The organism is Albimonas donghaensis, from assembly GCF_900106695.1.
Taxonomy (GTDB): domain Bacteria; phylum Pseudomonadota; class Alphaproteobacteria; order Rhodobacterales; family Rhodobacteraceae; genus Albimonas; species Albimonas donghaensis.
This window is the reverse complement of the sequence record NZ_FNMZ01000004.1, coordinates 128,582-148,178: the sequence shown is the minus strand read 5'-3', so window position 1 is coordinate 148,178 and position 19,597 is coordinate 128,582. Positions and strand designations below refer to the sequence as shown.

Here is a 19,597-nt window from a genome sequence, read left to right as displayed (position 1 = left end):
CGCGCTGCGGGAGGCGCGGCGGCGGGTTTGTGAAGAGTTCGCGACACCGCCGTTTCGGGCTTTCGGCAGGGCATTATTTCGGATATTCATGAAATATGGAGAAAGAAATCGCAGATCGGCTCGCCACCCTCGGCCATCCGCAGCGGCTGGCCGTGTTCCGCCTGCTCATGCGCCGCTATCCCGACCGGGTGCCGGCGGGGGAGCTGGCGGAGGCGCTGGGGCTCAAGTCCTCGACGCTCTCGGCCTATCTCGCGGCCCTGATGCAGGCCGGGCTGGTGAGCCAGGAACGCGCCGGCACGTCGCTTCGATACGCCATCGACATGACGGAGACGCGACGGAGCTTCGATTATCTCCTGCTCGACTGTTGCCGCGGGCGCCTGGAGCTTTGCGCCCCCGCCTTTCCCAGCCTGAACCCGGAACCCAGACCCATGTCCGCGACGCCCTACAAGGTCCTGTTCATCTGCACCGGCAATTCCGCCCGCTCGATCTTCGCCGAGTCGATCCTGCGCAAGGAGGCCGGCGACCGGTTCGAGGCGTTCTCCGCCGGAACCCTGCCGCGATCCGAGCTCAACCCCTTCGCGCTGGAGGTGCTGGAGCGCAACGGCCATGGCGTGTCGCGCCTGCGCGCCAAGAACGTCTCCGAATTCCAGGGGGCCGACGCGCCGGGCTTCGATTTCGTGTTCACCGTCTGCGACCGGGCGGCGAACGAGGAATGCCCGGCCTGGCCCGGCCAGCCGGTCAGCGCCCATTGGGGCATGCCCGACCCGGTGAAGGCCGAGGGCACGGACGCCGAGAAGAGCCTCGCCTTCCAGCAGGCCTACGGGTCGCTCGCCAACCGCATCCGGGGTTTCGCGGCGCTGCCCTTCGCGTCGCTTGACCGGATCTCGTTGCAGCGCGCGGTGGACGAGATCGGCCGCCAGGCGACCGGAGAGACCGCATGACCGTCTACGCGCTGAACGGGCTGGGCCGGATCGGCAAGCTGGCCCTGAAGCCGCTGCTGGAGCGGGGGGCGGAGATCGCCTGGATCAACGATGCGGTCGGGGATCCGGAGATGCACGCGCATCTGCTGGAATTCGACACGGTGCACGGGCGCTGGGCGGCGGAGTTCGCCCATGACGCCGGGAGCGTGACCATCGACGGCAGGCGCCTGCCCTTCATCGGGACGCGCGACCTGCGCGCCCTGCCGCTGGAGGGCGTGGACGTGGTCATCGACTGCACCGGCGTCTTCAAGTCGGAGGCGGCGCTCGCCCCCTATTTCGAGGCCGGGGTGAAGCGGGTCGTGGTCTCGGCCCCGGTCAAGGACGGGCCGACGGCCAATATCGTCTACGGGGTCAACGACGCGACCTACGACCCGGAGATTCACCGCATCCTGACCGCGGCGAGCTGCACCACCAACTGCCTCGCCCCGGTGGTGAAGGTGGTGCATGAGGCGATCGGGATCCGGCACGGCTCGATCACCACGATCCATGACGTGACCAACACCCAGACCATCGTGGACCGGCCGGCCAAGGACCTGCGGCGCGCGCGCTCGGCGCTGAATTCGCTGGTGCCGACGACCACCGGCTCGGCCACCGCGATCACGCTGATCTATCCGGAGCTGACGGGGCGGCTGAACGGCCACGCGGTGCGGGTGCCGCTGCTCAACGCCTCGCTGACCGACTGCGTGTTCGAGCTGGAGCGCGAGACCTCGGTGGAGGAGCTCAACGCCCTGTTCAAGGCCGCCGCCGACGGGCTGCTGAAGGGGATCCTGGGATACGAGACCCGGCCGTTGGTCTCCGCCGACTACACCAACGACACGCGGTCCTCGATCGTGGACGGGCCGTCGACGATGGTGGTCAACGGCACGCAGGCCAAGATCTACGCGTGGTATGACAACGAGATGGGCTATGCGCACCGGCTGGTCGACGTGGCGCTGATGGCGGGGCGGGCGCGATGAGCGGGGCGGGCGCGCCCAAGGCCCGGCCCGAGGGCCTGTCCGCCTATATCGCGGTGACGGCGGCCTACTGGGCCTTCATGCTCACCGACGGCGCGCTGCGGATGCTGGTGCTGCTGCATTTCCACACGCTGGGCTTCAGCCCGGTGCAGCTGGCCTATCTGTTCGTGCTCTACGAGATCGCGGGGATGGTCACCAATCTCTGCGCCGGCTGGATCGCGGCGCGGTTCGGGCTGACCTCGACGCTTTACGCGGGGCTGGGCATCCAGGTGGCGGCGCTGGTGGCGCTGGCGCAGCTGGACCCGGACTGGGCGGTGGGCGTCTCCGTCGCCTTCGTGATGGCGGTGCAGGGCGCGAGCGGGGTGGCCAAGGACCTGGCCAAGATGTCCTCGAAATCCGCGGTGAAGCTGCTGGCGCCTTCGGGCGAAGGCGGGCTGTTCCGCTGGGTGGCGGCGCTGACCGGCTCCAAGAACGCGGTGAAGGGGCTCGGCTTCCTGCTGGGGGCGGCGCTGCTGGGCGTCGTCGGCTTCGTCGGGGCGGTGCTGGGCATGGCGGCGGCGCTGGCCGCGATCCTGGTGGCGGTGCTGGTCTTCATGCCGCCGGGACTGCCGCGCGGGCGCAAGGGGGCCAAGTTCTCGGAGGTGTTCTCCAAGTCCGCCAACGTCAACTGGCTGAGCGCGGCGCGGGTGTGTCTGTTCGGCGCGCGGGACGTGTGGTTCGTGGTGGGCATCCCGATCTATTTCCACGCCGTGCTGGCCGAGCAGGCGGGGATGGAGGAGCGCGCCGCCTTCTTCCTGATCGGAACCTTCATGGCGGTCTGGGTGATCCTTTACGGCGGCGTGCAGGCGGCGGCCCCGCGCCTTCTGCGCGCCGCCCGCAGGCCGGAGGCGGAGCTGATCGGCGCGGCCCGCGGCTGGGCCTGGGCGCTGGCGGCCGTGCCCGCGGCGCTGACGCTGGCCGCGCTGGCCTCGTCCGGGCCCGCGCTGTGGCTGACCCTGACGCTGGTGGCGGGGCTGCTGGCCTTCGGCGCGGTGTTCGCGGTGAACTCCTCGCTGCATTCCTACCTGATCCTCGCCTTTTCGAAGGCCGAGCGGGTGACCATGGACGTGGGCTTCTACTACATGGCCAATGCCGGGGGGCGGTTGCTGGGCACGGTGCTGTCGGGGCTGACCTATCAGCTGGGCGGGCTGGCGCTGATGCTGGGGACCGCCACGGCGCTGGTGGCGCTGTCGGCGCTCGCCTCCGGGCGCCTGCGGCCCGAGACGGCGACGCCCGTCGCGGCCTGATCCGGCCCCCTCCCTCGCGGCCCGCCCCGGCCGCCCGCCATGGAACGGTGCGCGCCGGCGCGCCGTTCCGCCGTTGCCGCCCCCCGAACGTCCCCCCCGAACGTCCCCCCCCGAACGACCCGGCCCCGAACGACCCGACCCCGAACGACCCGACCCCCTGACCTCGAACAAGGAGAGACGCCGCGCATGATCGACGGCCTGCCCCATATCGACCCCGAGCAGCTTCGCCCCATCGACCCCACGCTCTACGCCGCGCCGGACGATCCCGGCCACAGGCCGCGCCTGCTGATCCTGCACGGCTCGGTCCGGGCGCGGTCCTTCTCGCGCGGGGTGGGCGACGAGGCGGAGCGGCTGCTGACCTGGTTCGGGGCCGAGGTGCGGCGCTTCGATCCCAGCGGGCTGCCCTTGCCCGACGACGCCGACCCCTCGCATCCAAGGGTGCGGGAGCTTCGGGACCTGGCGATCTGGTCCGAGGGGATGCTCTGGGTCTCGCCCGAGCGGCATGGCGCCATGACCGGCATCATGAAGGCCCAGATCGACTGGATCCCGCTGGCGACGGGGGGCGTGCGCCCGACGCAGGGCAAGACGCTGGGGCTGGCGCAGGTCAGCGGCGGGTCGCAAAGCTTCAACGCGGTCAACCAGATGCGCATTCTGGGGCGGTGGATGCGGATGGTCACCATCCCCAACCAGTCCTCCGTCCCCCGCGCCTGGGACGAGTTCGACGACGACCTGCGCATGCGGGCCTCGCCGCTCTATCTGCGGCTGGTCGACGTGTGCGAGGAGCTGATGAAGTTCACCTGGATGACCCGCGCCCGCTCCGCCGCGCTGACGGACCGCTATTCGGAGCGGGTGGAGAGCGCGGAGAAGACCTCCCAGCGGGTCAACCAGTCCCGGCTTTGACGCGGGGGGGCGGCGGCGCCCCCCGCCGCCTTCAGCCTGCCGCCGCCTTCAGCCTGCCGCGCCCACATGCACGGCGGGTTTCGCGCCGCCGTGCCAGTCGCCGCCCAGCGAGCGTTCCACCTGGGCCGCGAGCTGCAGCAGCAGCCCGTCCCCGCCCTGCCGGGTCTGCAGATGCATCCCCAGCGGCAGCCCGTTGGCGTGGCGCGCCATAGGCAGGGAGATCCCCGGCGTGCCGCACAGGTTGTTCAGCGGCGTGTAGGCGAAGAAGCCCCACAGGTTCTCGAACCAGGCGTGGGGCGAAGGCTCGTCGGTGCGGGTGAGGTATTCCATGGTCCCGATCCGCGGCGTCTCACGCGCGGTGATCGGGGTCAGGATCACGTCCCATTCCTCGAAGAACGCCCCGAAGGCGCGGGAGGTGTCGTTGAAGGCGAGCTGCATGTCCGACCGCTCGGTGAAGGAGGCGTCCTTGCCCGCCTCCCAGATGCGGATGTTCATGGGCTCGATCAGGTCGGGCGGCGGCGAGGCGATCCCGCGGGCGCGCAGAAGGTTGTTCACGGTCTGCGCGAACTGGGTGATGTAGCAGGTGGTCTGGGCGGCGTAGGCGCGTTCGAGATCCACCTTGGGCGCCTGCCATTCGACGTGATGGCCGAGCGCCTCGAACATCCTGGCGACCCGCTCCAGCTCCGCCGCGATATGGGGGGTGGCCTTGTAGGGCCCCCATTCGTGGGAAACGGCGATCTTCAGCGGTTCCGGGTCGCGCTCGATCTGGGTGAGGAAGGGGATTTCGGGGGACCAGTAGGGCATGTATTCCCCCGGCGCCCCGCCCCGGCAGGCGTCGGCGAAGGCCGCCGTGTCGCGCACCGAGCGGGTGAGGCAACCCTGGGTGGAGACCGGCGCCGCGAGGTCCGAGGCGTAGGGCGCCACCGAGAACGTCCCCCGCGAGGCCTTCAGCCCCACCAGCCCGCAGACCCCCGCGGGAATGCGGATCGAGCCGCCGCCATCGGTGCCATGCGCCATCGGCAGCGCCCCCGCGGCGGTGAGCACGGCCGAGCCCGCCGAGGACCCGCAGGAGGTGTAATCCGTGTTCCACGGGTTGCGGGTGACGTAGAGCGCGGGGTTCTCGGCCGAACTGCAGCAGCCGAATTCCGGCGTCGTGGTGCGGGCGATGATGTTGAGCCCGGCGGCTTTCATCTTCGAGGTCAGGAAGGCGTCCGCGACGGGGCGGTTTTCCTCCATGTAGAACGAGCCCTGTTCCTGCAGCCGTCCCGCCAGCGTGGGGCCGAGGTCCTTGAGCCCGAAGGGGATGCCCGCGAACAGGCCCGCGGGGTCGGCGCCGTTGACGGAGGCGTCGGCGACGGCGTCCTCGAACAGCTCGACCACGCCGCGGATCTCGGGGTCGACCCGCGCGCAGCCCTCGGCGGCCTGGGCGGCCAGCTCCTCGGGCGTCGCGTCGCCGGCGCGGACCAGTTCGGCCAGTCCCAGGCCGTCGCGGGCGGACCATTCGTCCCAACTCAGAACCGTCATCGGATTTCCGTCTGTCGTGGGTCCGGGCGGCGGCCCGGGCCGGGGGGCGGGGACGCCGGCGCCGCCCGGGATGCGGGGGCGCGCGTCGCGGAGAAATCTGGCGTTCGCTCCGTCGATGCTAGCCAAGCCGGCGGGTTTTGGCATGGCCAGCATTGCCGCAGGTTCGGCCCGCGGGCCAGCCCGGGCGCCCCGGCCGTCCCGAAAATCCCGCGCCCTGCGCCACCCTCCCGCGGGGCGGTCCGGATGCGCGAGAGGGACGCGCGGGATGGCGAAATGAGTGCTGACGTCAAAAGGGGGGAAGAAGACGATCCCCGGCAGGCTGCGCAGGAACATGGTCGCGCCGCGCTTCTCCGAGGCGCGCGAGGCCTGCGGCTGGCGGCGGCCGTCCCTGTCGACGGGGCGCCGGACGGGCGGGCCGACGGCAGGACGCCGCCGGACCTGATCCGGGCGCGCCGACCGCAGGGGGACGGCGCGTCCGGGGCGCGGGCGCGGGCGGATCAGCCGCGGCGGCAGGTGCGCAACCCGACGATCCGGTAAAGCGGGCAGTGCCCGGCCGCGGCGGTCAGCGCGAACACCGCCGCCACCAGCACGGCGGCGACCTGGACCAGCCCGCCTCCCGTCAGATCGGTGGCGAAAGCCGCGTAGAGCAGCGCGACGGCGGCGATGATGCGGATGGCGCGGTCGATGGCGCCCATGTTGCGGGTCATGACGTCCTCCTCGGAACCTGTGCGAAGGGTCATCGCACGGGGAACGAGTCGGACACGGTGACCAAGTCACCGAACCTGACGCCGGGGGCTCAGCGGTCTCCGGCGGGGCGGGCCAGCCGGCGCAGACCCTCGGCGCCGAGCAGGCGGACCTCGCCCCGGGCCTGCGCGACCCAGCCGCGGCGGTGGAACTCGGCCAGCGCGCGGGAGACGACCTCGCGCGCCGTGCCAAGCTCGCTCGCCAGGGCGGCGTGGGTGGCGTGGACCACGCCGTCCGCATCGGCCAGCTCCAGCAGGCGGGCCGCGAGGCGCACGTCCATGCGCTGGAACACGATGTCGTCGATCAGCGCGAACAGGTCCGCGATGCGCCGGGAATACGCCGCGAAGACGAAGGCGCGGAACACCGGGGAGCGTCCCGTCAGGTCGTCGAAGACCGCGCGGGGGATGGCGACGGCGGAGACCTCGGTCTCCGCCACCCCGTCGGCGGAATAGGCCTCGTGCGAGAGCATGCAGGCCGTGGTCAGCACGCAGCTTTCCCCGGCATGGACGCGGTAGAGCGTCACCTCCCGCCCGGTGTCGGAGCGCTGCTGGACCCGCACCACGCCGTCGAGCAGCAGCAGCAGGTTGTCGGCCGACTGGCCGGGCGCGAAGACCGCGGCGCCGGCGGGGACGGAGACGACCTTTCCCCCGGATTCGAGATCGGCGCGGACCTCCGGCGGCAGGCGGGAGAGGCCGGGGAAACGGTCGATCCAGCTCATCCTGGTCTGGCCCATGGGGCGGCCCCCTTTCACGCGTGGCGTCTGTGGTTTTCACCGCGACCCTGGATGCGGCCCCCGCCGCGCGTCAACCTGCGCGGGGGCGAAAACCGAAGGGGGGGGAGACGCCGCGCCGCGCCTCCCCCCCCCAACGCATCTCCGGTCGATCGCGGCGGTCAGTCGGAGACCGCGGGCCGGCGCGTCTCGTCCTCGTCGGCGAGGATCCGGTCGCGCTGCATCTCCAGCCACATGGCGTTCAGCACCGCGAAGATCGCGGCCAGCGGCAGGCCCAGGAGCCAGGCGAAATACCACATCTGCGCATCTCCTCTCAGTAGCTGTGGGAGTTGTCGGCCACGTCGGCCTCGGTGACCTTGCCCCACAGCACCCGGTAGACCCAGGCGGTGTAGAGCAGGATCAGCGGCATGAAGATCACCGTCGCCACCAGCATGGTGAACAGCGTCAGGTGCGAGGACGAGCTGTCCCACACCGACAGCGACGAATTCGGATGGCGCGAGGACGGCAGCAGGAACGGGAACATGGTCAGCCCGACGGTGGAGATCGCGCCGAAGATCCCCAGCTTGGACCACAGCAGGGTGGAGACCTCGCGCCCCGCCCGCATCCCCAGCCACGCCATGCCCATCCCCGCCAGCCCCAGCAGGGGGGCGATGGCGATCCAGGGCCGCTCCGCGTAGGCGGTCATCCAGGACGCCGTGCGCACCACGTCGTTGTAGAGCGGGTTGGAGGGGCCGTCGGTGGCGACCTCTCCGGCGAAGGCGTAGCCCTCGATCCCCACCGACAGCCACAGGCCGGCCAGCACGAAGCCCGCGGGCGTCAGCAGGCCCGTCACCGACCCGATGGCCCGCGCCCGCGCCGCCACGACGCCCTCGGTCTTCAGCGCCAGCCAGGCCGCGCCATGGGTGACGAGCATGGACAGCGACACCGCCCCGCAAAGCAGCGCGAACGGGTTGAGCAGCCCGAAGAGCTTGGCCAGCGCGCCGCCGGGATAGAGCGAGAACAGCTCCGGCGTCAGCTCGAACGGCACGCCCTGCAGGACGTTGCCCACCGCCACCCCGAAGACCAGCGCCGGGACCGCGCCGCCCGCGAACAGCGCCCAGTCCCAGGTCGTGCGCCAGGCCGTCCCGTCGCGCTTGGAGCGATACTTGAACGCCACGGGGCGCACGATCAGCGCCGCGAGGATCAGGAACATGGCGAGGTAGAAGCCCGAGAAGCTGACCGCGTAGAGCGGCGGCCAGGCCGCGAAGATCGCGCCGCCGCCGAGGATGAACCAGACCTGGTTGCCCTCCCAGACCGGGCCGACGGTGTTGATCGCCACCCGGCGCTCCACGTCGGTGCGCCCCACGAAGGGCAGCAGCGCGCCGACCCCCATGTCGAAGCCGTCGGTCATCGCGAAGCCGATCAGCAGCACGCCCAGCAGCAGCCACCAGATCACCCGAAGCACGTCGTAGTCGATGAGTTCATGCAGGATCATGTCGCTCACTCCGCCGGGTTGATCGCGGCGTCGGCGAACGGGCCGCGGCCGTCATGGGTGCTCAGGCGATGTTCGTGGCGGGCCTCCCAGGCCTCGGTCTCCTCGACGTCCTCGAAGGGGCCCTTGCGGATGTATTTCAGCATCAGCCCCATCTCGACGACGAACAGCACGGTGTAGAACAGGAAGAAGCCGGCCAGGCTGAACAGCAGGTCCGACACGCCCAGATGGCTGACCGACAGCGCCGTGGGCAGCACCCCGTCCACGGTCCAGGGCTGGCGGCCGTATTCGGCCACGAACCACCCCATCTCCGCCGCGATCCAGGGGGCGGGGATCATCGCCACCGCGATGCGCAGCGCCCAGCGCGGGTAGCTCTGCTGCCGGAAGGACGAGCGCCAGAAGAAATAGACCATCATCGCGATGAAGGCGAAGCCGAGCGCCACCATGATCCGGAACGCCCAGAAGATCGGCGCGACGCCGGGCACGGTGTCGTCGGCGGCCATGGCGATATCGGCCTCGGTCGCGTCGCGCGGGTCGTCCACATAGCGCTTGAGCAGCATGGCGAAGCCGAGATCGGCGGAGTGACGCTCGAACCGGTCGCGGATCACCTGGGGGGCGTCGGCGCGGTCGGCGCGCAGGGTCATCAGCGCGTCATAGGCGATGAGGCCGGAGCGGATGCGGGCGTCCGCCTCCGCCACCAGTTCGTCGATGCCGGGGATGATCTCGGTGGTCGAGCGCGTGCCGATCAGGCCCATGACCCAGGGGATCTCGATGGCGTAATGCGTCTCGCGCGCCGCGCGGTCGGGCAGGCCGAAGGCGGTGAAGGGCGCGGGGGCGGGATGCGTCTCCCACATCGCTTCGATGGAGGCGAGCTTCATCTTCTGGGTGTGGCTGGCCGAATAGCCGCTCTCATCCCCCAGCACCACCACCGACAGCGCCGAGGCCAGCCCGAAGGAGGCCGCCACGGTGATCGAGCGCCGGGCGAGCCGGGTGTGCCGGCCCTTGAGCAGATACCACGCCGAGACGCCCAGCACGAAGACCGAGGCGGTCACGTAGCCCGCCGAGACCGTGTGCACGAACTTGGCCTGGGCGACCTCGTTGAACAGGACCTCGGTGAAGGAGGTCATCTCCATGCGCATGGTGTCGGGGTTGAACTCGGCCCCGACCGGGTTCTGCATCCAGCCGTTGGCGATGAGGATCCACAGCGCCGAGAAGTTCGACCCGATGGCCACCAGCCAGGTCACCATGAGGTGCTGCACCGGCTTCAGCCTGTCCCAGCCGAAGAAGAACAGGCCAACGAAGGTGGCTTCGAGGAAGAAGGCCATGAGGCCTTCGATGGCCAGGGGGGCGCCGAAGACGTCGCCGACATAGTGGGAATAATAGGACCAGTTCATGCCGAACTGGAATTCCATGGTGATGCCGGTGGCGACGCCGATGGCGAAATTGATGCCGAACAGCATCCCCCAGAACTTGGTCATCTGCCGCCAGATCGGGCGGCCCGTCATGACGTAGACGGTCTCCATGATCGCGACCAGGGCGGACAGGCCCAGGGTCAGCGGCACGAACAGGAAGTGAAACATCGCCGTCATCGCGAATTGCAGGCGAGACAGCTCGACGACATCGAGCTCCATTGGGGTCTCCCGGTAGCGCGGCCGCCGACGGGGGGCGAGCATTCGCCCCTCGCGGCGCGGTCGGGCGGTTATGGCGCCGGGCGTCCGCCGAGGTCGGTGACAAGGTCACCGAAGCGGAGGGAGCGCGGCGATTTCGCCGCATCGGGTCTCCGCTTCGGGACGCGGGGTCGCGTCACCGTATGGAACGGGCCGAAGCGGGACGACCCGGTCGAATACCGGATGGTCCGCGCCTCTGTGCAGGGCGACGAGGATCGCCGCGTGCGGAAGCGCCCGCCGAACCCCGTTCAGAACGGCGTCGGCCATGAAGTTGTCGAGCCCCTCGGTCGGCTCGTCAAGCATCAGAAGCGCGGGTCGCTTCAACAGGACGCGCGCCAGAACGAGGCGCCTCGCCTGGCCGCCCGACAGCCCCGCGCCGCCCTCGCCCAGGGGCGCGTCCAGCCCGCCGCGCGGGGCCAGCGCGGTCTCCAGTCCCGCGGCGGCGAGAGCGTCGCGCATCTCTTCGTCCGTGGCGGGGCCGGCCAGGGCCAGATTCTCGCGCACCGTGCCGGCGATCAGGGCGCTGCGCTGGGGCAGGAGGGCGACCTGCGCGCGCAGGTCGCCCTCGGGCCAGTCGCGCGGGGCGCGGCCGGAGATCGCGACGCCGCCGCCCGGGGCGAGCCCGGCGATGCGCAGCAGCAGCGTGGTCTTGCCGGCGCCGGAAGGGCCGGTCAGCGCGACGGTCTGTCCGGGGCCCAGGTCGAAGGCGGCCTCGGGGCGGTCGACGCGCAGGAGCGGGGCGAGGGGGGCGGCGTGCGAAGGGGCGGCGGCGGGCGGGGGGGCGCCGCGGGTCTCCGGCGCGATGCGCCGCGCGGCGCCGACCATGCGGCCCAGCTCCGCGAAGCCGCGGCGCAGGGGCAGCACGGTCTCGGCCAGCGCCAGGGCGACGAAAAGCCCGATCACCGCCTGCGCCGGATCCACCGCGCCCCGCGACAGCAGCCAGGCCCCGGCCATCAGCGCCGCCGCCGCCGCGACCGAGGCCGTGCAGGCCAGCGCGAACCCCGCCCGCCGCTCCGCCCGGTCGAGCGCCGCGGCGCCGGCCCTCGCCTGCGCGTCCAGCGCGACGAGGTCGGTTTCCCGCGCGCCCAGGCGCCCGGCGAGGATCAGCGCCTCGCGGTCGCGGATCATGTCGATCACGCCCCGGCGCAGGGACTGGCGCGCCGTCTCCAGCCGGTCGGAGGGGGCGAGCCCGCGCCGCGCCAGCCGGGCCAGGATCCAGGCCGAGGCCGGCAGGAACCCGAGCCCCACCGCCAGCGCCACCGGCCAGCCGACCAGCCAGGCCAGCAGCGCCGCGGCGCCCAGCTGCGCGGCCAGCCCCGCCGCGGCGGGCAGCAGCACCCGCAGCGCCAGACCGTCCAGCGCGTCCACATCCGCCACGATCCGGGTCAGCGCGGTTTCCCCCCGAAGCCGCGCCAGCCCGCGCGCGTCCCGCCTCGCCTGCCCGCGCAGCAGCGACACCCGCAGCGCGGTCAGCGCCCGCAGGGTGGCGTCATGGGTCAGCACCCGCTCGCCATAGCGCGCCGCGGCCCGACCCAGCGCCAGGAAGCGCACCCCGGCCGAGGGGCGGAACATGTCGAAACCGATGCCGATGCCCGCGATCCCCGCCAGCCCGGCGGCGGTGACGAACCAGCCCGACAGACCCAGCAGCGCCGCCCCCATGGCCAGCACCGCCACGCTCAGCGCCGCGCCGCGCAGCATGGCGCGGCGCACCGCCCGCCGTTCGACCCCGCCCAGCAGCACGCGGATGACCTGGAGGACCGGGCTCATGCCGGGACCTCGGCGGAGGCGGGCGAGGGCGCGGCGATCGCGGCGCGCCGGTCCATGGCGGCGGCGAGCGCGGGGTCATGGGTCGCCACGATCACCGCCACGCCGCGCGCCTTCAGCCGGGCCAGCGCGGCGATGATCTTCGCGGCGGTCTCGGCGTCGAGGTCGGCGGTGGGCTCGTCGGCCAGCACCAGGTCTCCGCCCGCCATCACCGCGCGGGCCAGCATCAGCCGCCGCGCCTCCCCGCCCGAGACGCCGCCGCCGGTCTCTCCCAGCCGGGCGTCGAGCCCGTCGGGCAGGCGGGCGACGATCTCCGCCGCCTCGGCCAGGCGCAGGGCGGGCCAGGGATCGGCCCCGGTGGCGCGCGGGTCCAGCCAGTCGCCCAGCCGGGCGTCGGGGAAATGCGGGCGCTGGGGGACGAAGGCCAGCCGCGCCCGCCAGGCGTCGGCGGTGGCGGCGTCCAGCGCCCGCCCGCAGACCTCGATCCGGCCGGAGGCGAGCGGCGCCAGCCCCGCCAGCGCCGCCAGCGCGGTGGACTTGCCCGCGCCGCTCGGCCCGGTCAGCGCCAGGCTATCCCCCGGACCCAGGGCCAGATCCGGCAGCGCCACCGCATGGCCGGGCAGGGCGGCCGCGGCCCCCTCCAGCCGGACCGAGAGCGGACCGGGCAGGGGCGCGGCGGCCTCGCCCCGGCCCGGCGGGGCCATGCGGGGCTCGGCGTCCAGCGCCTCCAGCTCCGCGGCGACGGCCAGCCCCGCGGCCCGGTCATGCCAGGCGGCCGCCATGTCGCGCAGGGGCTGGAAGAACTCGGGCGCCAGCAGCAGCACGAACAGCCCCTCGCCCAATGTCAGGGGCGTGCCCCAGGCGCCGATCCCGATCTCCCCGATCAGGGAGAATCCCACGAACACCGCCACCAGCGCGACCCCCAGCGCCGCGAACAGCTCCAGCACCGTCGAGGACAGGAAGGCGATGCGCAGCACGGCCATGGTGCGGTCGCGCAGGGCCTCGGCCCGGGTCTCGAAATCCGCCGCGGCCCGCGCCTCCGCCCCCAGCAGGCGGATGTCGAGCAGGGCCGACAGCCGCTCCATCAGCAGGGCGTTCATCGAGCCGATTTCCGTCAGCTGCCGGCGCGAGGCGTCCTCCGCCGCCATGCCCACCAGCGCCATGAAGACCGGGATCAGCGGCCCCGCGACCAGCAGCGTCAGCCCCGCGAGCCAGGAGATCGGCAAGACCAGCGCCAGCAGCAGCAGGGGCAGGATCCGCACCCGGGTCATGGCGACGTGGTGGCGGGTGATCCAGGGCTGCAGCAGGGGCAGTTTCTGGACGATCAGCGCGGCGGCGGCGGACGAGCCCTGGGCCGAGGGCGCGCGGGCCTCGCGCCGCAGCAGGGCCTCGGTCTCGCGGGCCAGCACCCGGTCGGCGGCGCGGAACAGGAGACCGCCCGCGAGATGGTCGAGCCCGGCCCGCGCCGCGCCGCAGGCCAGCAGCACGGCGGCGGCGAGGGCGGCGGGGGGCAGCGGGTCGGCGCCCTCGGCCCAGGCCGCGACCGCCCAGGCGATGGCGGCGGCCTGCACCGGCCAGAGCGCGCCGGCGAGCGCGGACAGCAGCCCGGCCCGCGTCAGCTCACGCCGCGCCGGGGCGAGGATGCGCTCCGCGGCCCGGCGGGCGGGACAGTCGGCGTCGCGCCGCGCCCTTGCATGCGTCATGCGGCTTGCGCCCCCCCTGCCGTGCCCGGCCCCATCCGGGCCTCGTCGCTTTCCGGCGCCGGCCCGCGGGCCATGCGAACTGACGCCCGTCTGCGGGTTCCTTTGATGGGAGCCCGCCCACGGATCCCTTCTACTTGGCGCCCGCCCGCGGGTTGCCTTTGCTTGGCGCCCGCCCGCGGGTTTCTTTTACTTGGCGCCCGCCCGCGGGCGACGCAAATCGCGATCGCGGAGGCGAAACGTCGCCCTTCTCCGCCGCCATGTTTGCGCCGTCCGGCGCGCGGGTCCGCCCCCGCACGGCGCAGGCCATGGCATGGAGCGCAAGAGCGATGACCGGGGAGCGTTCGCCGGTCATCGCGGGTCTCCCCCCGAGACGCCCGGCCGCGCGTTCCGCCGAAGATCGCGAGGCGCTGCGGAGGGCAGGGCGATGACCAGGCGCCGTATCCCCCGCGGCGAGGGCCGGCTGTTCCTGACATCGGCCGAGGTCGCCAAGCTGATCGGCTACGCCTCGGCCGACACGTTTCTGAGCGCCCGCGCGCGCCTGGTCGAGGACGAGGGCTTCCCGGAACCGATCCAGCAGCGCGCCGTCTGCCCGCTCCGATGGCGGCGGGATGAAATCGTCGCCTGGATGAATCGCCCGCCGGCCCGGGTGGAAGGGGTGCCGGGCATGGCTGCGGCCGACCTGGCCGTGGACCGCGCCGTGATGATGCGCATGGCGAGGACGGCATGAAGGGCCGTGCCGCCAAGTCGAAGCCGGAGGCCGGGCCGCTCGACGACATCGAGCCCGTGCCGGCCCGCGTGCGCCAGCGTCAGCGGGCCGATGAAAGCTGGCGGCTGTGGTGGGAGCCGACCAAGGCCGAGCGCGAGGCGTTCGGCTTCGAGGCCGTGCCGCTCGATCCGCACCGCCTCACCTGGTCGATGCGCCAGGCGACGGCGCTGAACCGGAAGGTGGACGACGCCCGCAACGGGATCACCGTGCGGGATCGGGGCGGGCGCACCTTCTCCCGCCTTGCGGCCGAGTATCGACGCTCGCCCCTCTGGACGAAGCTGCGCGAGGCGACCCGGCGCGACTACGACGCCACGTTGCGGCGGATCGAGAAGAAGTGGGGCGCCACGCAGGCCGCGGCCTTCACCAAGCCGATCCTGCGCGAGTGGTATGAAACGCTCTACCGCGAGAACGGGAAGTGGATCGCCCAGCATGACATCCGCGTCATGTCGGTGGTGCTGGGCTATGGCGAGCTGCGCGGCTGGATCGCGGCCAACCCGGCGGTGCGCCTGAGGATGGAGACGCCGCCGCCCCGCGACCGGGTGCTGTCCTGGGAGGAGTTCGACGCCCTCTGCGCCGCAGCCGAGGATCTTGGCCTGGCCGGGATGCGCCTGGCGATTGCGGTGGCCTGGTATCAAGGCCAGCGCCAGGCCGACGTGCTGGCGGCGCGGGTGGAGAACTTCGGACCGGACGGCATGTGGCGTTTCCTGCGCTCCAAAGCGAAGCAGGGGAGCAAGCAGAAGGCGGCGGTGCTGCCCGTGCACTCCGAGCTGGCGCCGTTGATTGAAGCTCGCCGGGCGGAGGCGAAGGGCGAGGGGCCCTTGATCCTGAATGCCGAGGGCGCCGCCTACCTTCCCGACAACTTCCGAACCCACTTCGCCAAGGTCCGCGCCAGGGCGGCGCGGACGATGCCCCCGATCAAGGACGTGCAGTTCCGCGACCTGCGCCGGAGCTGGGCCTGGTGGGCGCGCGAGGGCGGCGCCAGCGACCGCGACCGGGCGGACGGGATGGGGAACCAGTCGGACAAGGACGTGCGGCTGGGGATCACCTACAACCCGGCCTCCCAGGCCGGGGCAGGGCGGGCGGTGGAGGCTATGCGGAGGCCGGTGAGGCGAGAGGGCCGGCCCATGGAGCCCACGCCTAGGTTAGCGCGCTATCGCCCAATGCATGCCCGCCAAGCCTTCAAGGCAGCCTATCCGCATGGGTCGGCTTGGGCGGAAATGAGAAGTTCACTGCGGGTTCAAAATATCGGAAAATATAATAGAGAAAGCGGACGTATCACGAACCCCTGAGGCTTTGGTGTCTGAAGTAATATCTGCAAAAAAGGTGTCATGCCCGCGTGCCGATTTGTTCAACTTCGGGAAGCGGGGGAGGAAAGAGACAGGAGCTCGGTATCTCCTTTTCCAATGGGCCGCGGTCGCTTGAACGAGGAATCGCATCCAGATTTCAAGCGACCGCGCCACTGCAATCACTTCCCCGTGAAAGTGTATTTGCCTTCCGCCCGCACATACAGCATGCAGTCAGCCTCGGGGAGGCAAGACAGATCGTATGTTCCGCCCGTTTCCGAGCCAAAATAGCTGCCGGGAACCAACGCGTTTTCTGTGGGGCCCTCCAGGATTGTCAGGTCAGTTTTCCCAGAGATCGTAACGGCCCGGAGCAACCCGGCATTGCTTTCAAGCGTGCCAGAGGTTCCTGCCGGAATTTTCAGGAAGGTTGCGTTCGTCGCGCGGGTCTCTCCCCAAAGATAGGCGAGCTGCGGGGCGGCGGTGTTGTCCTTGGCCGCCGGCTGATCGATCCATGTCACATCATCCGTGCTTAGCCAGACAACGTTGCTTGAATCCAAGTTCACCGGAAGTTCGTGGTTATCGAAAGCCTCGTCGGTCGGCTGGACCAGATAAGGACCTTCAAGAATTTCCAGAAAGATTGTAGCGCCGCCCTCTGCCGCTGCGGAGGTGATGTGTGGCTCACCCGCTGGCTGTGACCAGAAAGAGCCCGGCCCCATCCACATATCAGCGGCATCGGGATCGTCATTGTGGACAGCGCCTTCGATAACGATGCCCCGATAGGTGATATTGTGAATATGGGGCGGAGAAGAAAAGTTCTCTCCGAACTTGATGATGGCGCCGGTTGGAACGTCTTTGCTGATGTCCCCCCACAGCACACCGGCCTGCGGGCTTGCGTCCCCGCGCGCTGGGTTGAGCGGCTGATAAGTTACATCCGAAAACTTCACGATCTCGTTGGCTTCTTGCGCGACGGATTGCTGTGCGCTGAGCGACAGGGCTATGGCGGCCAAGGGCAGAAGGGCGTGTTTCATCATGTCATATACTCTCGTGGACAGAGCGTCTTGGCGGGTTGCATGGCGTGAGATACTATGGGCCTGAGGGATGATAATGGTGTCAAAAGTAAATAGACTATTTGGCCGTGACAAATAATGATTAACGATCTGAGATTGCTGGAATTGTTCGTTCGGGCAGCGCGCCTGGGGGCCATCGGCAAGGCCGGCGCGGAGTTCGGTTTGTCGCCGACGAGCGCGACCCAACGCATTCAGGCGCTCGAATCCGAGGTGGGGGCGCAGCTTTTGCACCGCACAACCAGAAGCGTCAGCGTGACGCTTGAAGGCGAGCGGTTGCTGAAACATGCGGAGCGGATTTTCGAGACCGTGCAGGACGCCATGCTTGACGTAAGTGGTGCAGATCAAGTCTTGCGGGGCACTTTGCGATTGGCTGGACCCGCCTCATTCGGGCGGAAATACATTGCGCCATTTGTGACGGAATTCTTGTCGATGCATCCGGCTTTGACGGTGCAACTCCACCTCAGCGATACGGTTTTTGACATCGTGGACAACGGGTTCGATTGCGCTATCCGGATGGGTGCTCTGGAAAATTCGAGCCTCAAGGCGCAAAAGCTGAGTTCATGTCCGCGTATTCTGGTTGCGGCTCCAGACTACCTGAACGCGATGGGCGCGCCGAAAACGCCACGGGATCTGGTTCATTTTGACTGCGTAATTCGCGACGCATTGCAGAACTGGAAATTCAAAGGGCCTCATGGAGAGGAGGACGCCGTCAAAGTCTCGGGGCGTTTCGTCACCAACCTTGCGGAGGGTGTTACCGAGGCTGCCCTCGCCGGCTTCGGCATCGCGCGCAAATGCACATGGGAAGTCGCCGAGCACCTCAAGAGTGGTGAACTGGTATCTGTCCTGGACGGCTATACTATAGTGCCGGAGTGGAACATTCACTTCATGCGCCCGCCCGGCGGGATCGAGCCGCTTAGGGTCCGGCAGTTCAGGTCGTTCATCAAGCAGAAGATGGCGCAGGCGCCGAATTTGGGACCGTGAAGCGGTGTTTTCCATATCCGGGCAACATGCGTTCCATCCAGCGAACGGCTCCATTTCGGATCGTGTTGCTCATTCATAGTGCGTTTGAGAGGGCCATTCACCGCCTCCTGACGAGGGTTGCGATAGCCGCAATGATGATCAGAGCTTCGGCGACGCGGTTGAGCTGCTCGTGGTCTCGGACCAGCCGTCGGTGCTTCGTGATCCATGCGGAGGTGCGCTCGACCACCCGGCGACGCCGGATCACGACGAACCCGGTCGCGCCGCGCGGCCGCCTCACGATCTCCAGCGCGACATGGGCGTTCGTCCGCACCCAGGCGATGAGGCGTCCGGTATAGCCGCCGTCTGCGTAGACCCGCCCGACGAAGGGGTGGCCGCGCCGCCACCGTTTCGGCATGCCTTTCGCGCCGTCGCGATCCTGAACGTCGGCGGAATGGACCTCGACTCCCAGCAGGCGGCCATCGGTATCGGTCAGGATATGCCGCTTGCGCCCATGGATGCGTTTCCCGGCGTCGTAGCCTTTGACCTGAGACCCTGATTTTCCTCCATCCCGAGGTAGGTTCCGTCGTGACGAAGGCGACGGACGATGAAGCGATCAAGGTTCAGCGAGGAGCAGGTCATCGCGATCCTGAAGGAGCAGGAGAGCGGCGTGGCGACGGCGGATGTCTGCCGCCGCCACAGGATCAGCTCGGCGACGTTCTGCAAATGGAAGGCGCGGTTCGGCGGCCTGGAGGTGTCCGACGCCAGGCGGTTGAAGGCTTTGGAGGACGAGAACGCCCGGTTGAAGCGGCTGCTGGCGGACGCGATGCTCGACAACGCCATGTTGAAGGACGTGGCGGCAAAGAAATGGTGAAGCCCGATGCGAAGAGGGCGGCGGTGGCGCATCTGTGCGGGACGCACGGGGCGAGCCGGCGTCGGGCGTGCGCCGTTCTCGCCGTGGATCGATCGTCGATCCGGTATGTCGGCCGGCGCGGCGACGACGCCGAGCTGCGCGCGAAGATCCGGGAGGTCGCGGCCGAGCGCCGACGCTTCGGCTGCAGGCGCGTCCACGTCATGCTCGAACGGCAGGGCGTCAGGATGAACGTCAAGAAGCCGAGGCGGCTCTACGCCGAGGAGAAGCTGCAGGTGAAGCGCCGCGACGGCCGCAAGCGGGCTCTGGGAACGCGGCGGCCGCTGGAGATCCCGGATCGGCCGAACCGGAGATGGTCGCTGGACTTCGTCTCCGACGCGTTCACCGGCGGGCGGCGGTTCCGCGTTCTGGCGGTCGTCGACGACTTCACCCGGGAATGCCTGGCGCGGGTCGCCAAGCGTGCGCAGGAAAGCCATCGAAGCGCCAACCAAATGAAAACGGCCTCCCAAAGCGGGAGGCCGTTTTCAGTCTCGCCGTCCGAATTCCGTCCGACTCGGACGGCCTCGGACAGTCGGACGGTGCGCACGCCAAGTGCTTGATAATGGTGGGTGATGTAGGGTTCGAACCTACGACCCGCTGATTAAGAGTCAGCTGCTCTACCAACTGAGCTAATCACCCGACGGGGCGCTAGGTAGCCTGCGGCTCGGGGGGACGCAAGAGGGATGGGACGGATTTCTCGCAGGTTTTTCAGGGAACCTTGCGGCGCCCGGCGCGGGGGGGCGTTGCGGCCTCGCGAGGGCGTCGCCCGCGCCCCGCGGCGCGAGGTGTTTTCAAGCGGACTGACGAATGACAGGATCGGCCCCGGCCCCGTGGGCCGCGCGTCGGTCCGGCCCCGGCCTCGTTGAGGCCCGGAAGCGACCGCCGCGCGCCG

The 19,597-nt window shown here is 70.2% G+C and carries 16 protein-coding genes, 1 tRNA gene and 2 pseudogenes; 8 read left to right on the top strand and 11 right to left on the bottom strand.

From position 1 onward, the window contains the following. Positions 1 to 95 precede the first annotated feature (95 nt). The 4 genes from BLV24_RS12820 (at position 96) to arsH (ending at position 4,119) form a co-directional block, all read left to right on the top strand. Entirely contained in the window at positions 96 to 941 is an 846-nt protein-coding gene (locus tag BLV24_RS12820) for an arsenate reductase/protein-tyrosine-phosphatase family protein (RefSeq protein ID WP_092682354.1), read from the top strand. Further along, complete coding sequence (locus BLV24_RS12815) at positions 938 to 1,936, top strand: ArsJ-associated glyceraldehyde-3-phosphate dehydrogenase (RefSeq protein ID WP_092682352.1); 999 nt, start codon at positions 938 to 940, stop codon at positions 1,934 to 1,936. The genes BLV24_RS12820 and BLV24_RS12815 overlap by 4 nt, the downstream gene beginning before the upstream one ends. Continuing rightward, the gene (gene arsJ / locus BLV24_RS12810; protein ID WP_092682350.1) at positions 1,933 to 3,219 is read left to right on the top strand and encodes an organoarsenical effux MFS transporter ArsJ; all 1,287 of its coding nucleotides are present in this window, start codon (positions 1,933 to 1,935) and stop codon (positions 3,217 to 3,219) included. Before BLV24_RS12815 ends, arsJ begins: the two co-directional genes overlap by 4 nt. Before the next feature lie 186 nt (positions 3,220 to 3,405). Further along, positions 3,406 to 4,119 carry an arsenical resistance protein ArsH gene (gene arsH, locus BLV24_RS12805; protein ID WP_092682348.1) on the top strand — a complete coding sequence of 238 codons (714 nt, stop codon included), beginning with the start codon at positions 3,406 to 3,408 and terminating at the stop codon, positions 4,117 to 4,119. Positions 4,120 to 4,167: 48 nt separating this feature from the next. Here arsH and BLV24_RS12800 read toward each other — a convergent pair whose 3' ends face one another. From BLV24_RS12800 to BLV24_RS12765, 8 genes are all read right to left on the bottom strand, one after another. Beyond that, positions 4,168 to 5,643, bottom strand: a complete 1,476-nt coding sequence (locus BLV24_RS12800; protein ID WP_092682346.1) for an amidase — start codon at positions 5,641 to 5,643, stop codon at positions 4,168 to 4,170. 497 nt (positions 5,644 to 6,140) lie between these two features. Further along, complete coding sequence (locus tag BLV24_RS12795) at positions 6,141 to 6,350, bottom strand: YgaP family membrane protein (RefSeq protein WP_092682344.1); 210 nt, start codon at positions 6,348 to 6,350, stop codon at positions 6,141 to 6,143. An 89-nt stretch (positions 6,351 to 6,439) separates the two neighbouring features. Continuing rightward, positions 6,440 to 7,120: a Crp/Fnr family transcriptional regulator gene (locus BLV24_RS12790; RefSeq protein ID WP_245710552.1), complete on the bottom strand. Its 681-nt coding sequence runs from the start codon at positions 7,118 to 7,120 to the stop codon at positions 6,440 to 6,442. 158 nt (positions 7,121 to 7,278) lie between these two features. Further along, complete coding sequence (gene cydX, locus BLV24_RS12785; RefSeq protein ID WP_092682342.1) at positions 7,279 to 7,416, bottom strand: cytochrome bd-I oxidase subunit CydX; 138 nt, start codon at positions 7,414 to 7,416, stop codon at positions 7,279 to 7,281. Positions 7,417 to 7,430: 14 nt separating this feature from the next. Beyond that, a complete protein-coding gene (cydB, locus tag BLV24_RS12780) occupies positions 7,431 to 8,591 on the bottom strand; it encodes a cytochrome d ubiquinol oxidase subunit II (RefSeq protein ID WP_092682340.1) in 1,161 nt (386 codons plus the stop codon). Between the two features lie 5 nt (positions 8,592 to 8,596). Continuing rightward, positions 8,597 to 10,219 (bottom strand): cytochrome ubiquinol oxidase subunit I, encoded by a 1,623-nt coding sequence (locus BLV24_RS12775; protein ID WP_092682338.1) that lies wholly within the window; start codon positions 10,217 to 10,219, stop codon positions 8,597 to 8,599. 105 nt (positions 10,220 to 10,324) lie between these two features. Further along, positions 10,325 to 12,022: an amino acid ABC transporter ATP-binding/permease protein gene (locus tag BLV24_RS12770; RefSeq protein WP_092682336.1), complete on the bottom strand. Its 1,698-nt coding sequence runs from the start codon at positions 12,020 to 12,022 to the stop codon at positions 10,325 to 10,327. After that, the gene (locus BLV24_RS12765; protein ID WP_092682334.1) at positions 12,019 to 13,722 is read right to left on the bottom strand and encodes an ABC transporter ATP-binding protein/permease; all 1,704 of its coding nucleotides are present in this window, start codon (positions 13,720 to 13,722) and stop codon (positions 12,019 to 12,021) included. Before BLV24_RS12765 ends, BLV24_RS12770 begins: the two co-directional genes overlap by 4 nt. A gap of 424 nt (positions 13,723 to 14,146) precedes the next feature. On the opposite strand from BLV24_RS12765, the gene BLV24_RS12760 reads away from it, so the two are divergent. Next, entirely contained in the window at positions 14,147 to 14,449 is a 303-nt protein-coding gene (locus tag BLV24_RS12760; protein WP_092682332.1) for a hypothetical protein, read from the top strand. After that, positions 14,446 to 15,777: a tyrosine-type recombinase/integrase gene (locus BLV24_RS12755; RefSeq protein ID WP_092682330.1), complete on the top strand. Its 1,332-nt coding sequence runs from the start codon at positions 14,446 to 14,448 to the stop codon at positions 15,775 to 15,777. The genes BLV24_RS12760 and BLV24_RS12755 overlap by 4 nt, the downstream gene beginning before the upstream one ends. Positions 15,778 to 15,953: 176 nt before the next feature. On the opposite strand, the gene BLV24_RS12750 is transcribed toward BLV24_RS12755, so the two are convergent. After that, positions 15,954 to 16,802 carry a DUF4437 domain-containing protein gene (locus tag BLV24_RS12750; protein WP_245710551.1) on the bottom strand — a complete coding sequence of 283 codons (849 nt, stop codon included), beginning with the start codon at positions 16,800 to 16,802 and terminating at the stop codon, positions 15,954 to 15,956. 114 nt (positions 16,803 to 16,916) lie between these two features. Between BLV24_RS12750 and BLV24_RS12745 the strand changes: the two genes are divergently transcribed. Further along, positions 16,917 to 17,819 (top strand): LysR family transcriptional regulator, encoded by a 903-nt coding sequence (locus BLV24_RS12745; protein ID WP_092682328.1) that lies wholly within the window; start codon positions 16,917 to 16,919, stop codon positions 17,817 to 17,819. Positions 17,820 to 17,916: 97 nt separating this feature from the next. Here the strand turns inward: BLV24_RS12745 and BLV24_RS12740 are convergent. Further along, positions 17,917 to 18,339: pseudogene (locus BLV24_RS12740) on the bottom strand (transposase); the annotation flags it as partial. Positions 18,340 to 18,402: 63 nt separating this feature from the next. Between BLV24_RS12740 and BLV24_RS22565 the strand changes: the two are divergent. Further along, a pseudogene (locus BLV24_RS22565) lies at positions 18,403 to 19,160 on the top strand (transposase); the annotation flags it as partial. A gap of 108 nt (positions 19,161 to 19,268) precedes the next feature. Here BLV24_RS22565 and BLV24_RS12725 read toward each other — a convergent pair. After that, positions 19,269 to 19,344 (bottom strand) — tRNA-Lys (locus tag BLV24_RS12725). Positions 19,345 to 19,597: the final 253 nt, after the last annotated feature.

Coding starts and splice junctions, on each gene's coding strand:
- BLV24_RS12820 (WP_092682354.1), top strand. CDS start 96: ATGGAGAAAGAAATCGCAGATCGGCTCGCCACCCTCGGCCATCCGCAG.
- BLV24_RS12815 (WP_092682352.1), top strand. CDS start 938: ATGACCGTCTACGCGCTGAACGGGCTGGGCCGGATCGGCAAGCTGGCC.
- arsJ (WP_092682350.1), top strand. CDS start 1,933: ATGAGCGGGGCGGGCGCGCCCAAGGCCCGGCCCGAGGGCCTGTCCGCC.
- arsH (WP_092682348.1), top strand. CDS start 3,406: ATGATCGACGGCCTGCCCCATATCGACCCCGAGCAGCTTCGCCCCATC.
- BLV24_RS12800 (WP_092682346.1), bottom strand. CDS start 5,643: ATGACGGTTCTGAGTTGGGACGAATGGTCCGCCCGCGACGGCCTGGGA.
- BLV24_RS12795 (WP_092682344.1), bottom strand. CDS start 6,350: ATGACCCGCAACATGGGCGCCATCGACCGCGCCATCCGCATCATCGCC.
- BLV24_RS12790 (WP_245710552.1), bottom strand. CDS start 7,120: ATGGGCCAGACCAGGATGAGCTGGATCGACCGTTTCCCCGGCCTCTCC.
- cydX (WP_092682342.1), bottom strand. CDS start 7,416: ATGTGGTATTTCGCCTGGCTCCTGGGCCTGCCGCTGGCCGCGATCTTC.
- cydB (WP_092682340.1), bottom strand. CDS start 8,591: ATGATCCTGCATGAACTCATCGACTACGACGTGCTTCGGGTGATCTGG.
- BLV24_RS12775 (WP_092682338.1), bottom strand. CDS start 10,219: ATGGAGCTCGATGTCGTCGAGCTGTCTCGCCTGCAATTCGCGATGACG.
- BLV24_RS12770 (WP_092682336.1), bottom strand. CDS start 12,022: ATGAGCCCGGTCCTCCAGGTCATCCGCGTGCTGCTGGGCGGGGTCGAA.
- BLV24_RS12765 (WP_092682334.1), bottom strand. CDS start 13,722: ATGACGCATGCAAGGGCGCGGCGCGACGCCGACTGTCCCGCCCGCCGG.
- BLV24_RS12760 (WP_092682332.1), top strand. CDS start 14,147: ATGACCAGGCGCCGTATCCCCCGCGGCGAGGGCCGGCTGTTCCTGACA.
- BLV24_RS12755 (WP_092682330.1), top strand. CDS start 14,446: ATGAAGGGCCGTGCCGCCAAGTCGAAGCCGGAGGCCGGGCCGCTCGAC.
- BLV24_RS12750 (WP_245710551.1), bottom strand. CDS start 16,802: ATGATGAAACACGCCCTTCTGCCCTTGGCCGCCATAGCCCTGTCGCTC.
- BLV24_RS12745 (WP_092682328.1), top strand. CDS start 16,917: ATGATTAACGATCTGAGATTGCTGGAATTGTTCGTTCGGGCAGCGCGC.